The organism is Pseudomonas sp. AO-1 (assembly GCF_019775695.1).
In the GTDB taxonomy this organism is placed as follows: domain Bacteria; phylum Pseudomonadota; class Gammaproteobacteria; order Pseudomonadales; family Pseudomonadaceae; genus Aquipseudomonas; species Aquipseudomonas parakoreensis.
Genome location: NZ_CP079947.1, coordinates 271198 through 285557 on the forward strand (window position 1 = coordinate 271198; position 14360 = coordinate 285557).

At 61.9% G+C, this 14360-nt stretch carries 14 protein-coding genes; 11 read left to right on the forward strand and 3 right to left on the reverse strand.

Annotated elements, in window-relative coordinates; genetic code table 11:
• Window position 1: 1 nt before the first annotated feature.
• Genes KVQ82_RS01215 through KVQ82_RS01225 form a run of 3 tightly spaced genes read left to right on the forward strand, consistent with a single transcriptional unit; the run spans window position 2 to window position 3674 of the window.
• Window positions 2–715 (forward strand): fimbria/pilus chaperone family protein, encoded by a 714-nt coding sequence (locus KVQ82_RS01215; RefSeq protein ID WP_222017631.1) that lies wholly within the window; start codon window positions 2–4, stop codon window positions 713–715.
• Entirely contained in the window at window positions 715–3138 is a 2424-nt protein-coding gene (locus tag KVQ82_RS01220) for a fimbria/pilus outer membrane usher protein (RefSeq protein ID WP_222017633.1), read from the forward strand. Before KVQ82_RS01215 ends, KVQ82_RS01220 begins: the two co-directional genes overlap by 1 nt.
• On the forward strand, window positions 3135–3674 hold the full coding sequence (locus KVQ82_RS01225) for a hypothetical protein (RefSeq protein WP_222017635.1): 540 nt from the start codon (window positions 3135–3137) through the stop codon (window positions 3672–3674). Before KVQ82_RS01220 ends, KVQ82_RS01225 begins: the two co-directional genes overlap by 4 nt.
• On the opposite strand, the gene KVQ82_RS01230 is transcribed toward KVQ82_RS01225, so the two are convergent.
• Entirely contained in the window at window positions 3615–5093 is a 1479-nt protein-coding gene (locus KVQ82_RS01230; RefSeq protein WP_222017637.1) for a PLP-dependent aminotransferase family protein, read from the reverse strand. The two genes, KVQ82_RS01225 and KVQ82_RS01230, sit on opposite strands and share 60 nt — an antisense overlap.
• 179 nt (window positions 5094–5272) lie before the next feature.
• Between KVQ82_RS01230 and KVQ82_RS01235 the strand changes: the two genes are divergently transcribed.
• The gene (locus tag KVQ82_RS01235; protein WP_222017639.1) at window positions 5273–5518 is read left to right on the forward strand and encodes a DUF1127 domain-containing protein; all 246 of its coding nucleotides are present in this window, start codon (window positions 5273–5275) and stop codon (window positions 5516–5518) included.
• 141 nt (window positions 5519–5659) lie between these two features.
• Here KVQ82_RS01235 and KVQ82_RS01240 read toward each other — a convergent pair whose 3' ends face one another.
• Window positions 5660–6970 (reverse strand): FAD-binding oxidoreductase, encoded by a 1311-nt coding sequence (locus KVQ82_RS01240; RefSeq protein ID WP_222017641.1) that lies wholly within the window; start codon window positions 6968–6970, stop codon window positions 5660–5662.
• Window positions 6971–7117: 147 nt separating this feature from the next.
• On the opposite strand from KVQ82_RS01240, the gene KVQ82_RS01245 reads away from it, so the two are divergent.
• Window positions 7118–7471 (forward strand): YkgJ family cysteine cluster protein, encoded by a 354-nt coding sequence (locus KVQ82_RS01245; protein ID WP_222017642.1) that lies wholly within the window; start codon window positions 7118–7120, stop codon window positions 7469–7471.
• A gap of 88 nt (window positions 7472–7559) precedes the next feature.
• On the opposite strand, the gene KVQ82_RS01250 is transcribed toward KVQ82_RS01245, so the two are convergent.
• Window positions 7560–8048, reverse strand: coding sequence for an Lrp/AsnC ligand binding domain-containing protein (locus KVQ82_RS01250; RefSeq protein WP_003177284.1), 489 nt, complete (start codon window positions 8046–8048; stop codon window positions 7560–7562).
• Between the two features lie 156 nt (window positions 8049–8204).
• Between KVQ82_RS01250 and dadA the strand changes: the two genes are divergently transcribed.
• The 6 genes from dadA to KVQ82_RS01280 all read left to right on the forward strand — a co-directional run bounded on the left by dadA (window position 8205) and on the right by KVQ82_RS01280 (window position 14296).
• The gene (gene dadA, locus KVQ82_RS01255; RefSeq protein WP_041071961.1) at window positions 8205–9509 is read left to right on the forward strand and encodes a D-amino acid dehydrogenase; all 1305 of its coding nucleotides are present in this window, start codon (window positions 8205–8207) and stop codon (window positions 9507–9509) included.
• Window positions 9481–9834, forward strand: coding sequence for a RidA family protein (locus KVQ82_RS01260; RefSeq protein ID WP_041071962.1), 354 nt, complete (start codon window positions 9481–9483; stop codon window positions 9832–9834). Before dadA ends, KVQ82_RS01260 begins: the two co-directional genes overlap by 29 nt.
• A 94-nt stretch (window positions 9835–9928) precedes the next feature.
• Window positions 9929–11002: an alanine racemase gene (gene alr, locus KVQ82_RS01265; RefSeq protein ID WP_041071963.1), complete on the forward strand. Its 1074-nt coding sequence runs from the start codon at window positions 9929–9931 to the stop codon at window positions 11000–11002.
• Between the two features lie 88 nt (window positions 11003–11090).
• Window positions 11091–11639, forward strand: coding sequence for a cupin domain-containing protein (locus KVQ82_RS01270; protein WP_007920393.1), 549 nt, complete (start codon window positions 11091–11093; stop codon window positions 11637–11639).
• A gap of 182 nt (window positions 11640–11821) precedes the next feature.
• Window positions 11822–12238 carry a cytochrome c5 family protein gene (locus tag KVQ82_RS01275; RefSeq protein WP_041071964.1) on the forward strand — a complete coding sequence of 139 codons (417 nt, stop codon included), beginning with the start codon at window positions 11822–11824 and terminating at the stop codon, window positions 12236–12238.
• A gap of 135 nt (window positions 12239–12373) precedes the next feature.
• Window positions 12374–14296 carry an acetyl-CoA hydrolase/transferase C-terminal domain-containing protein gene (locus tag KVQ82_RS01280; protein ID WP_222017645.1) on the forward strand — a complete coding sequence of 641 codons (1923 nt, stop codon included), beginning with the start codon at window positions 12374–12376 and terminating at the stop codon, window positions 14294–14296.
• Window positions 14297–14360: the final 64 nt, after the last annotated feature.

Below are 14360 nucleotides of genomic sequence, written 5' to 3' on the forward strand. Positions count from 1 at the left end.
GATGTCGATTTCGATGTGTCGTCCTGTCTTCAGGGCGCTGCCACTGTGCCTGCTCGCCCTGCTTTTGATGCCTGTCGTCCACGCTGCGGGCATGGTGCCGCAGACCCCTGTGTTGGTGGTGGATGAGGGCGTGGGCGAAGCAACCATGAACGTGCGCAATACCGAAACGCGTCCGGCCCTGCTGCATACCACGGTCGTAGACATCGAGCCGCATGATCAGACGCTGTTGCTGTTCAGCCCGTCGGTGGCCCGGGTCGAGGCCGGCGCGGTGCAGCAGGTACGGTTTATTTTGCAGAGCGCCGAACCGTTGCAGACCGAGCGTCTGAAGCGGGTGATCTTTGAGGGGATCAATCCTGTCGCAGGTGTCGACGGCGCCCGGGTCAATCTGGGGGTTCGGCAAAACCTGCCGGTGATCCTGCGCCCCGCCGGCCTGCCAGTCGAGCGCGAGCCATGGAAGCGGCTGCGCTGGTCGGCCACGGCTGAAGGCCTGCTGGTCAGTAATCCCAGTCCTTACGTTGTGCGGCTGGCGAAGGCGATTGTTCCGCTGCCGGGCACGCAGGTGGTGGAGCTGCCGCGTACCTGGATCCTGCCCGGAGAGCGCCTGTCCGTCCGGTTACCGTTGAGTTCAACGGTGCGGGCCATGGCTGTGCGGATTTTTCCGGTCACCACCTATGGCTTTGCGGTGGATCACTTCGATGCTCCGGTAACGCATTGATGCGCGGTTCTGCCCGTCGGGGGCTGGCATTGGTGATGGTTCAGGGTGTGGGGGTGGCGCTGGCCGGCGAGGTGGTGGAGTTCGACGCGCAGATGCTTCGCGAACGCGGACTCGATCCGGCATTGGCGGCGTACTTTCGCCAGGCACCGCGTTTCTCCCAGGGCACACGTCTGGTCGCGCTGGAGGTCAATGGACAGCCTCGGGGTCGGGTGTTCGTGACGTTCGATGCCGAGGGCGAGCCGTGCCTGCAACCGGCCTTGCTCAAGGCTGCCGGCGTGCGCGCACAAGCGGCACCGGCGCCGGTCGAGCCGTGTCTGACACTGCGCGAAGGTCTGCCCTCGGCCATCGTCGAGCTGCATCCCGGTCAGGAGCAGATCGACCTGCTGCTACCGACCGACCTGCTGGCGTTGCCGGAACCTCAACCGCACACCTTCACCAACGGCGGTGTCGGCGGCGTATTCAATTACGATGCGTTGGTCATGGGCGGCCAGTCAGGGAAGCAGCGCAGCGATTTTCGCAGCCTGGGTTCGGAGATTGGCTTGAACGCTGGCAACTGGGTTTTGCGCAGTCGCCAGTCCTATACGCAATTGCCCGACAGTACGCGCTTCGAGCATCTGTATGCCTATGGCATGCGCACCCTGGAAGACTACGAAACCAGCGTGCAGATCGGTCAGTTGAACCTGCAGTCGCCCTTGTTTGCCGGCGAAGCGTTCAGCGGTGTGCAGATTCTGCCGGAGGATGCATTCGCGCAATTGCGCGCGGCACAGCAGGGCGCGCGTGGCGAGGTCGAGGGCATTGCCTGGTCGCCCTCGCGGATCGAAGTCCGACAGAACGGCGTGCTGATCTACACCACGCGGGTTCCCGGTGGGCCATTCACTCTGCGCGCGCTGCCATTGTTGAGCACCCAACTCGACCTCGAGGTCAGCGTGCACGAGCAAGAAGGGCAGGTGCGGCGTTTCCGCGTTCCTGCAGCCAGTCTTCAAGACGCGCAATCAGACCGTGCGGACGGCTTCAATCTGGCGCTGGGCACTGTGCGACGCCAGGGTGCGGATGATCGTCAGGCGCCATCGTTTGCCACCTTTGGCCGGGAATGGAGTCTGTCGCGAGCGTTGCGCGTGAGCGGCGGGATCCTGGGTGGGGCGGACTACCTGTCGGCAGGCTGGGGGCTGCAGCGTCAATGGCCGGGCAATCTGAGCACCGGTGTGCGCCAGGTGCTGTCCAGTGATCGAGAGACAGGTATTGCAGGGCATCAATTACAAATGACCGTCAGTGCCGTGTTGTCGCCGAATCTGTCCACCAGCGTGGTTGCCGTGCGCCGTGGTCAGGGCTTTCGCACCCTGTCAGACACAGGGTGGAACCAGCAGCAGGGGCGCGCCGAGGCCCCCGGGCGCGATCACTGGACATTTTCGCTCAACGGTACTGTCGAGCGCTGGGGGGCATTCGGCATGACCTGGTCGCGCTACACCAGCGTGGACGAACCGCCACACATGCGCCTGGGTTTGTCCTGGTCGCAGACGTTGCCCGAGCGGATCAGCCTGTCGTTGAGTCTTGAGCGCAGCATCGGCGATGCCGACGCGTGGCGTCGGGGTACCTCGGCTTATCTGACGGTCGGGATGCCATTGGGTGAGCAGCGCAGGGCTCGTAGCTATGTGCGCAGCGATCCGCGATCCGGAGTGCGCAGTGGCGTGTCGATGAGCGAGGTGCTCAGTGAAACCCTGGCTTATAGCGCCAGCGCCGAACAGCGTGAAGCCGCAGCGCCATCGCTGGGATTGCGGGTCAACGCACTCACGCATTACAGCCGTGTGGACCTGGGCCTGAACCAGCGTGACAGCGCAAGTGAGTTCGACGTGGGCCTGCGTGGCGGCATGGCGCTGCATCGCGACGGTGTGACGCTGTCGCCGTATCCGCTGCGCGAGACCTTTGCCGTGCTCAAGGCTGGTGACCGTGCGGGTCTGAAGCTGTACACGCCGCAAGGTCCGGTGTGGACGGACGTTTCGGGCCGGGCAGTAGCGGCGAGTCTGCCGCCCTATGCGGCGGCCAGGCTGGAGGTCGACCCACTGAGCCTGCCGCGCAATGTGGAGGTGCTCGACGGTTATCAGGAGGTGGAGGCCGGGCGCGGCTCGGTTCAGCATCTGGATTTCACCGTCACTCGTGTGCGGCGTGTGCTGTTGAAGGCCAGAACGGTTGATCGGCAATGGCTGCCCAGTGGTTTGCTTGTTCAAGACCGGCAAGGCGCATTCGTGACCACGGTGCTTGAGGCCGGGACGATCTTTCTTCCGGATATCAAACCCGGGCAGCTGCTGCGGGTGCAACTGTCGGATAGCGCGCACTGCGACCTGCAATTCAATCTGGCTGAAACGCCGGACGAGCATGCATTGATCGAGCCCGTCGACGCGCTCTGTCAGCCGTTGAACCTCACATGAGCGAGTTATTGCGCATGCTTCGACGGATTATCCTGATCACGCTGGGAGCGCTGGCAGCAACGTCGGTCATGGCCAGCGACGCCTGTCAGATGACGCTCTCACCGAGCGCTGTGGACTATGGCATTTCGACGCGGCCGGAGCTGCGCGCTCGGCAATCGGGCAATGACGGCAGTTTTGGGGTGCGCACGGTTCACCTACGGATTCAATGCCCGGTCGCGCGTTCGTTCACCTGGTCGTTTTCTGCCCCGAACAGCGATGCGCTGGATTATCGCTGGGCAGCGGGACGCTTGCAGCTACGCATGGTGGCGGCGCGTCTGGATGGCGCGCCGGTGCAATGGCAGCGCGAGGGAGGCCGGACGGGCGCGGCGGATCTGCTGCAGCCTGGTGATCGCATCGTGAACCGGCGCGCGGGCAGCATCGCCGCCGGGCGCCATCTGGAGGTGGAGCTGCAGATCGAAGCCCGCGTCAGCAATACCTCAAGCCGTGTCGCCGACCTTCAGCGCTTCGAGGGGTACGGTACGTTTCAGCTCGAGTGATTCGGACTCGGCCAGCAGCCGGATCGCCGCCGCGCCGACCTTGCGCACTGCTTCTTCGATCTGCGGTGTCGGTTTGGCCGCGTAATTCATCCGCAAACAATTGCGATACTTGCCCGACGCGGAAAAGATGCTGCCGACGGCAATCTGCACGCCTTGGTCATGTAATGCACGATTGAGCTTCAGCGTATCGAAAGCCTCCGGTAATTCGACCCAGAGCATGAAGCTGCCTTGCGGACGACTGGCGCGAGTGCCGGCCGGGAAGTAGCGGGTGACCCAGTCAATCATCGTGTCGCGATTGCGCTGGTATTGCGTGCGCATCCGCCGTAAATGCGGCTCGAAGTATCCACCTTTGAGAAATTCGGCAATGGCAATCTGCGGCTGTGGCGCGGTGGAACCGGTGCTGATGTATTTCATGTGCAGCACCCGTTCCAGATACCGTCCCGGCGCGACCCAACCGATGCGCAGCCCCGGCGCCAGGGTCTTGGAAAACGAGCTGCACAGCAATACGCGGCCATCTTCGTCGAAGGATTTGATCGTGCGCGGACGCGGGTAGGTGTAGGCCAGCTCGCCATACACATCGTCCTCGATGATCGCCACGTCGAAACGCTGCGCCAGCGTCAACAACGCGCGTTTGCGCGACTCCGGCATGATGTAGCCCAGCGGGTTGTTGCAGTTGGGGGTGATCTGGATGACCTTGATCGGCCACTGCTCCAGCGCCAGTTCCAGCGCTTCGAGGCTGATGCCGGTCAGTGGATCGGTGGGGATTTCCAGGGCTTTCATGCCCAGCCCTTTGAGGGTCTGCATGGCGCCGTGGAAGCTCGGCGAATCCACCGCGACGATATCGCCCGGCTCGCAGATCGCGTGGATGCTGGTGGACAGCGCTTCGTGGCAACCGGTGGTGATCACCAGATCGCTGGCGCTCAACTGACAGCCGGAATCGAGCATCAGCCGGGCGATCTGCTCGCGCAGTTCGAGGGTGCCGTGGATGTTGTCGTAATACAGCCCGGGCATGTCCTGCCGGCGGCTGATCCGTGCCAGCCCACGCAGCAGTGGTTTCAGGGTGGGCGTGGTCACGTCGGGCATGCCGCGACCCAGTTGCACCACGTCCTTGCGCGGTACTGCGCGAATCAGCTCCAGCACTTGATCCCACTGCGAAATCTCCACCGGCCGCTGCGCCGGACGCCCGACGGCGGGCAGCTCCGGCAGCTCGCGACCGACCGGCACAAAATAGCCGGACTTGGGTTTCGGCGTTGCCAGGCCGCTGTCTTCAAGCATGCGGTAGGCCTGCTGCACGGTGCTCAGGCTGACCCCGTGTTCTACGCTCAGGGCGCGCACCGAAGGCAGGCGATCACCGGGACGGTAGAAGCCTTGTTCGATGCGGGTGCCGAGCAGCTCGGCGAGGTTCACATACAGGGTCATGGCAATGCCTCGATGCAGGTGATTCGTTAAACCAGTACAGATGCAGCAAAAATCGGTGATTCAGACGCAGAAACGGCAAATCTGTATGGGATTAATACAGATGTGTTGAATCTGTAATGCTTTTGCGGACCCGCGCATCATGGAATCTCTGGCTACCCAAGTAAACAGGAGCGACAAAAATGAACGGCTTGAGCGATGTGCGGCTGACGTTACACAGTCAGGAACTGGCGGCAGGGCAGGAGGACAGCGCATGGAATAGCGCCATGCGCAACGCGCCGTCCGGCCTGAGTCGCTGGGGCCTGTTCTGGCATCGTCTGCACACGCGCAAGGCGTTGCTGAATCTCACGCCGGAGCAGCTCAAGGATGTCGGGTTGACCCGCGAGCAGGCGCATGAAGAGGGGTTGAAGCCGTTCTGGCGGATCTGAAACCTGTATTTTTCTGGCGGGCCTCATCGCTGGCAAGCCAGCTCCCACAGTAATTTGGTGTTCACAATATTTGTATTCGCCGCAAAAACCTGTGGGAGCTGGCTTGCCAGCGATGGCGGCTTCAAGGACGCAGCAAAAGCATCAGACCAACTCTTTGAGCCGATGCCACAACATCCCCAACGCCAGCAACGGCGAACGCAAATGCTTGCCGCCGGGGAAAGTGATGTGCGGCACCTTGGCAAACAGATCAAAGCCGCCGCTGTGCTGCCCGCTGATCGCCTCGGCCAGCAACTTGCCGGCCAGGTGCGTGGCATTTACCCCGTGCCCGGAATAGGCCTGGGCGTAATACACGTTCGGCTGGTCATTGAGTCGGCCAATCTGTGGCAACCGGTTGGCACCGATGCCGATCATCCCGCCCCATTGATAGTCGATCTTCACGCCTGCCAGTTGTGGAAACACGTCGAGCATCTTCGGTTGCATGTAGGCGCCGATGTCCTTCGGATCACGCCCGGAATAATGGCAGGCACCGCCGAACAGCAGACGCCGATCCGCCGAAAGCCGGTAGTAATCCAGCGCCACCCGCTGGTCGCAGACCGCCATGTTTTGCGGCAGCAGGCTGTGCGCCTGGGTTTCGCTCAACGGCTCGGTGGCGATGATGTAGCTGCCGGCCGGGAGCACTTTGCCGCTGAGTTGCGGATTGAGGTCGTTGAGGTAAGCGTTGCAGCCCAGCACCAGGGTTTTCGCCCGCACTGAACCTTGAGCGGTGTGGACGCGAACCTCGGTGCCGTAATCGATCCGCGTCACCGCCGATTGCTCGAACAGCTTCACACCCAATTGCTGTGCGGCAGCGGCTTCGCCCAGCGCCAGGTTCAGCGGGTGCAAATGCCCGGAACCCATGTCGATCAAGCCCCCGACGTAACGTTTGGAGCCGACCACGGTGTGCATTTCATCCGCTTGCAACAGGCGGGTTTCGTAGCGATAGCCGAGGCTGCGCAGCTCTTCGGCGTCTTCGGCGAAGCCTTCGAGGTCGGCCGGCTTGTTGGCGAGGTCGCAGTAGCCCCAGGTCAGATCGCACGGGATCTGAAAGCGCTCGACGCGCTGACGGACGATTTCCACCGCTTCCAGGCCCATCAGTTTCATCTGGCGTACGCCGTCAGCACCGATGACATTGGCGAACTGGTCGAGGCCGTGGCCGACCCCGCGAATCAACTGTCCGCCGTTGCGGCCACTGGCGCCCCAGCCGATCCGGTGCGCCTCCAGCAACACCACGCTGAGGCCGCGTTCGGCCAGTTCCAGCGCGGTATTCAACCCGGAAAACCCGCCGCCGACCACGCACACGTCGGCCATCACTTCACCTTGCAGCTGCGGATGATCGGGCTGCGGCAGGCTGCTGGCGGCGTAGTAAGAGGCAACGTGGGGTTGGCTCGCGAAGGTTCGGGCGCGGGCGTTCATGGGCGTCATCCAACGGCTGAGTGTCGAGAAAATTTGACGGAGCATAAGCCGCACGCCCGAGCACGGGCAACACTGGTCGGTCGTTGCTGTCTGGATCACGGCTTTTGCGGCACAATTGCCGCCTATTTCATGTGGATTACCGTTTCGATGAGTTGCAACCGCCAGACCATTCGCGACCTGCGTCAGCAGATCCCCACGTTCGAGTGCGTGCCAGGCTGCCATGACTGCTGCGGGCCGGTGACCACTTCCCCGGAAGAAATGTCACGTCTGCCGCGCAAGACCCGCGCCGAACAGGATGCGGCGATGGAAGAGCTGAACTGTGTGCACCTGGGCCCCAATGGTTGCACGGTGTATGGCGAGCGTCCGCTGATTTGCCGCTTGTTCGGTACCACTAAAACCCTGCCGTGCCCGAACGGGCGCGGGCCGGTGGAGCTGATTCATCCACAGGTGGAAAAGCAGATCTTCGAGTACATGGCTTCGAATCGGCAGGTGCTGGTCTGAAAAGATCGCAGCCTTCGGCAGCTCCTACATGGAAATGCATTCACCTGTAGGAGCTGCCGAAGGCTGCGATCTTTTGATCTTCCAAATCTCAGTCTGGAATCGGCAGGCTCAGGCTCTCCTTCACCTCTTCCATCACGATATAGCTTTTGGACTCACGCACATGCGGCAGCTTCAACAGAATGTCGCCCAACAGCTTGCGGTACGAAGCCATCTCGGAAATCCGCGCCTTCACCAGATAGTCGAAATCCCCTGACACCAGGTGGCATTCCAGCACGTGCGGCAGTTTCAGCACCGCGCGGCGAAACTCCTCGAACGTGTCGCCGGATTTGTAGTCGAGGCTGATCTCGACGAACACCAGCAGGCTACCCTTCAAGTGCTGCGGATTCAGGCGGGCGTTGTAGCCCATGATGATCCCCTCACGCTCCAGCCGTCGCACCCGCTCAGTGCACGGCGTGGTGGACAAACCAACCTTCTCCCCGAGTTCGGTAAACGATATGCGCCCGTCTGCCTGCAGGATCCGCAAGATGTTGCGGTCGATCTTGTCCAGCTCACGTTTGGTCTGAGTGTTGGTACGCATAGGGGATGCGCCTCCGTGAAAAGGGTTTTTGCCGAGAATTGTCGCCAAATATAGGCGCTTATATAGTGAAATGCACTGGCCATTCTTTTTTACACTGCGCGCATCATTGCTCTAACAACAGACGTACGCGGCCCCGCCGCGATGAGGGATACAAAAATGCGCGTAATGGTCTTGGGTAGCGGCGTCATCGGTACCGCCAGTGCTTACTATCTGGCCCGTGCCGGGTTTGAAGTGGTGGTGGTCGACCGGCAGCCAGCCGTGGCCATGGAGACCAGTTTCGCCAACGCCGGCCAGGTGTCGCCGGGTTACGCTTCGCCGTGGGCCGCGCCGGGCGTGCCGCTCAAGGCCATCAAATGGCTGCTGCAGCGCCACGCGCCGCTGGCGATCAAGGCCACTGCCGACATCGACCAGTACCTGTGGATGGCGCAGATGCTGCGCAACTGCACCGCCAGCCGTTACGCGGTGAACAAGGAGCGCATGGTGCGTCTGTCCGAGTACAGCCGCGACTGCCTCGACGAACTGCGTGCCGAAACCGGCATCGCCTACGAAGGCCGTAGCCTGGGCACCACGCAATTGTTCCGCACCCAGGCGCAGCTGGATGGCGCCGCCAAAGACATCGCCGTGCTGAAAGAATCCGGCGTGCCGTTTGAAGTCCTCGACCGCGCCGGCATTGCCCGCGTCGAGCCGGCGCTGGCCAATGTCACCGATATCCTCGCCGGCGCCTTGCGTCTGCCGAACGACCAGACGGGCGACTGCCAGATGTTCACCACGCGTCTGGCGGAAATGGCCGTGAAACTCGGTGTGGAATTCCGCTTCGGTCAGGACATCCAGCGCCTCGACTACGCTGGCGACCGCATCAACGGCGTGTGGATCGACGGCAAGCTGGAAACCGCCGACCGCTACGTGCTGGCCCTCGGCAGCTACTCGCCGCAACTGCTCAAGCCGCTGGGCATCAAGGCCCCGGTGTATCCGCTCAAGGGCTACTCGCTGACTGTGCCGATCACCAACCCGGACATGGCCCCGACTTCGACCATTCTCGACGAGACCTACAAGGTCGCGATCACCCGTTTCGACAACCGCATCCGCGTCGGCGGCATGGCGGAAATCGCCGGTTTTGACCTGTCGCTCAACCCGCGTCGGCGCGAAACCCTGGAGATGATCGTCAACGACCTTTATCCTCAGGGCGGCAATCTGACCGAGGCGAGCTTCTGGACCGGTTTGCGTCCGACCACGCCGGACGGCACGCCAATCGTGGGTGCCACGCCGTTCAAGAACCTGTTCCTCAACACCGGTCACGGCACCCTGGGTTGGACCATGGCGTGCGGTTCCGGTCGTTTGCTGGCCGATCTGATGGCGAAGAAAAAGCCGCAGATCAGCGCCGAAGGCCTCGATATTTCCCGTTACGGCAACAAGCCTCAGGAGTCCGCAAAACATGGCAATCCAGCGCCAGCTCACCAATGAGCGCATGAGTCAGATCGTCACCCACAACGGCACCGTGTATCTGGCCGGTCAGGTCGGCGATGACTTCAACGCCGGGGTCGAACAGCAGACCCGCGACGTGCTCGCCAACATCGAGCGTTTGCTGGATCTGGCAGGGACTGACAAGCAGCACCTGCTGTCGGCGACGATCTACCTGAACGACATCGAGGCGCACTTTGCCGGGATGAACTCGGTGTGGGATCAGTGGCTGCCCAAAGGCGCCGCGCCGGCCCGCGCCACCGTCGAAGCGAAGATGGCCAAGCCGAGCATCCTCGTCGAGATTTCCATCGTCGCCGCGTTGCCGTAACCGTTTCAAAGATCCCTCTCCCGGCGCTGTTGGCGGTTCACGCCGTCAGCCAGCGCCGGTTTTTATTCCCATGACCGCCTAGAAGTCTGCCGCCATGCGTCCTGCCCGTGCCCTGATCGACCTAGAAGCCCTGCGCCACAACTACCGAATTGCCCGCGAAGTCACCGGCGCCAAGGCGCTGGCGGTGATCAAGGCTGATGCCTACGGGCACGGCGCGGTGCGTTGCGCCCAGGCGCTGGAAGCCGAGGCCGACGGGTTCGCCGTCGCCTGCATCGAAGAAGCGCTGGAGCTGCGCGCGGCGGGCATCAAGGCCCCGGTGTTGTTGCTCGAAGGCATTTTCGAAGCCGATGAACTGGCGCTCATCGTCGAGCATGATTTCTGGTGCGTTGTGCATTCGTTGTGGCAGCTCGAAGCCATCGAGCAGGCGGCATTGAGCAAACCGATCACCGTGTGGTTGAAGCTCGATTCCGGGATGCACCGTGTGGGCCTGCATCCGAAGGATTACGCGGCGGCCTATCAACGCCTGCTGGCCAGCGGCAAAGTGGCGAAGATCGTGCTGATGAGTCACTTCGCCCGTGCCGATGAGTTGCACGAGCAGAGCAGCGCCGATCAAGTGGCGGTGTTCGAGGCGGCGCGTCAGGGCCTGGCGGCCGAAGTCAGCCTGCGCAATTCGCCGGCGGTGCTCGGTTGGCCGCAGATCCCCAGCGACTGGGTCCGCCCGGGCATCATGCTCTACGGCGCGACCCCGTTCGAAGAAGCCAACGCCGTGGCCGAGCGTCTGCAACCGGTGATGACCCTCGAATCGAAAGTTATCTGCGTGCGCGAACTGCCCGCCGGCGAGCCGATTGGCTATGGCGCCAAATTCATTACCGATAAGCCGATGCGCATCGGCGTGGTCGCCATGGGCTATGCCGACGGCTACCCGCGTCAGGCACCGACCGGCACGCCAGTGCTGGTGGCCGGTAAACGCAGCCGGATTCTCGGTCGCGTGTCGATGGACATGCTGTGCATCGACCTCACTGAGGTGCCGGAAGCAGACCTCGGTTCGACCGTCGAGCTGTGGGGCAAGAACATCCTCGCCAGCGAAGTGGCGCAGTGGGCGGACACCATTCCGTATCAGATCTTCTGCAACCTGCGTCGGGTGCCAAGGCTCTATTCCGAGGGTTGACGCCGCTGCGGGGGCCAAGTGTTGTAAATACTGAACGCTGTCGCCATGATAACGCTCAATATTCTTACAACATCAGGAGGCTCCCGCCTTGGACGTCGGTGAACGACTGCAATCGATCCGCAAGCTCAAAGGGCTTTCCCAGCGTGAACTCGCCAAACGCGCGGGCGTCACCAACAGCACCATTTCGATGATCGAAAAGAACAGCGTCAGCCCTTCGATCAGTTCGCTGAGGAAGGTACTGGGCGGGATTCCCATGTCCATGGTCGAGTTCTTTTCCGAAGAAATCCTGCAGGAAGTCCCGACCCAGATCGTCTACAAGGCCAACGAGCTGATCGACATCTCCGACGGCGCCGTGACCATGAAACTGGTCGGCCGCGCGCACCCGAGCCGCGCCATCGCGTTTCTCAACGAAATCTACCCGCCGGGCGCTGATACCGGCGAAGAAATGCTCACCCATGAAGGCGAGGAAACCGGGATTCTGGTGGAAGGTCGTCTGGAACTGGTGGTGGGGCTGGAAACTTTTATTCTCGAAGCCGGCGACAGCTACTATTTTGAAAGTACCAAGCCGCACCGTTTCCGTAATCCGTTCGACGCGCCTGCGCGACTAATCAGCGCAGCCACGCCGGCGAATTTTTAAACACAGAGGCGCCAGGCCATGACGGCGAAGGCATCCGAAGAGTTTTTCCACTGCGCGGTATAACCCCTTCGACTATGGGGTTGTTTCAGTGTGGCGGGCTACCCGCTATACTTGCGCCCGCCTGCGAACCGTGGCCGCAGGCGTGAATAGCCACCATTGAGGGTGAACGCGTGAACCTAATTATGAAAATGCTGGCCGCACCAGCAACCGTACTGGCCCTCTGGGCTGTCAGCGCTCAAGCTGCGACGAATGACGACATTGCCAAGCGCCTCGAGCCAGTGGGCCAGGTGTGCGTTCAGGGGCAGGAATGCAAAGGAATGGAAGTCGCTGCCTCTGCGGGCGGCGGCGGTGGTGCGAAGACCCCGGATGAAGTGATTGCAAAACATTGCAACGCTTGCCACGGTACTGGCCTGTTGGGCGCACCGAAAATCGGTGACACCGCCGCCTGGAAAGACCGCGCCGATCATCAGGGCGGCCTCGACGGCATCCTGGCCAAGGCCATCACCGGCATCAACTCCATGCCGCCTAAAGGCACTTGCGCCGATTGCTCGGATGACGAGTTGAAAGGCGCGATCCAGAAGATGTCCGGCCTGAAATAAGCCGCGCTTCTGACGAAAAAAACCGTCTTCGGACGGTTTTTTTGTGCCTGCGATTCGCGACGTGGGCTGTCCTTTGCAGCAAAGTCGAGGCAAGCTCGGTCTACCTCTATTCACGGAACGGGCAGGAGGCTTCAGATGGTGCAGTTGTGTTCGATCGAACAGGCAGTGGACGAGGTGCTCGTACGCTTGCCGGCGCATATCCACATGGGCATGCCGCTGGGGCTGGGCAAGCCCAATCATTTCGTCAACGCGCTGTACCGGCGCATCAAGGATCTGCCCGAGCGACAACTGACGATGTACACCGCGCTGTGCCTGGGGCGCCCGACACTGGGCGACGGTCTGCAGAAGCGCTTTATCGAACCCTTCGTTGAGCGCGTGTTCGGCGACTACCCCGAATTCGATTTCCTCGCCGATCTGCAGCGTGACAGCCTGCCCGCCAACATCCGTATCGAACAGTTCTTCATGCAGCCCGGCAGCCTGCTCAACAGCGCACCGGCCCAGCAGGATTACGTCAGCAGCAACTACAGCCACGCCGCCCGCGATATCAATGCCGCCGGCCTCAATCTGGTGGCGCAGTTACTTGCCAGCAGCAGCGAACATCCCGATCGGTTGAGCCTGAGTTGCAACCCGGACATCACCCTTGACCTGCTGCCGATGATCGCCAAGCGCCGCGATGCCGGGGAGACCATTTTGCTGGTGGGTCAGGTGCACACCGACCTGCCGTACATGCCCGGCGATGCCGAAGTCGATATCGACACCTTCGACCTGCTGATCGACGCAAAGGACAGCAGCACGCTGTTTTCCACGCCGAACATGCCGGTGGGCTTTCAGGATCACTTCATCGGCTTGCACGCCAGTACGCTGGTGCGCGACGGCGGTACGTTGCAGATCGGCATCGGCTCGATGGGCGATGCACTGACCGCCGCACTGCTGGCGCGGCAGGCAGATAACGCCGGTTACCAAGCGTTGCTCGATGACATCAATCTCAGCCAGTGGGCGCAGTTGATCGAGCGCGAGGGCGGTACCGCGCCATTCGCCAAGGGCCTGTATGGCTGCAGTGAAATGTTCGTCAATGGTTTGCTGGTGCTGGCCGATGCCGGGATCATCCGGCGCAAAGTCTACCCCGACGTGCAGACTCAGGAGCAGGCCAACGCCGGCACCCTCGATGAAGCGGCGCAGACCGATGGCATCTCGGTGCACGGTGGCTTTTTCCTCGGCCCGCGCAGTTTCTACGAGCGCCTGCGCGAGCTGCCGCAGAGCAAGCGCCTCGAATTCAACATGACCCGCATCAGCTACATCAACGAGCTGTACGGTCAGGAAGAGCTCAAGCGCTTGCAGCGCCTCGATGCCCGGTTCATCAACACCGTGTTCACCATGACCCTGATGGGCGCGGGCGTGGCCGATCAACTGGAGGACGGGCGGGTGCTTAGCGGGGTTGGCGGGCAATACAACTTCGTCGCCCAAGGCCACGCGCTGCATGATGCACGCTCGATTCTGATCCTGCGCAGCTGGCGCGAGTCCGGCGGCGAGGTCAGTTCGAACATTGTCTGGGAGTACGGCCACTGCACGATTCCACGGCACCTGCGTGACATCGTGGTCACCGAGTACGGCATCGCCGACCTGCGCGGCAAGGCCGATGCGGTGGTGATCGAGTCGTTGCTCAATATCAGCGATTCGCGCTTCCAGCCGGGGTTGATCGAGCAGGCACAGAAGGTCGGCAAGCTGCCGAAGGACTTCCGCCTCGATCCGCGATTTGCCGACAACACCCCGCAACGCTTGCAGGCCATCGCCGCAAAGCATCCGAACCTGTTTCCGGAGTATCCGCTGGGTTGTGATTTCACCGCGATCGAGCGCGATCTGCTGCGAGCGCTGAACTGGCTGAAAAGCAAGTTCAAGCTGAGCGAGATTCTGGAATTGGGCAAGGCTGCGCTGGATGCGCCGGAGGCTTCGACGTTCCCCGAACACCTTGAACGTATGCAGCTGACCAACCCGGAAGGCTTGAAGGAAGACCTGTTCCAGCGCCTGCTGCTCACCGGCCTCAAAGCCACCGCACAATAATTGTCTACCGCAAACCTGTAGGAGCTGCGGCACGCTGCGATCTTTTGATGTTGATTGTAAAAAT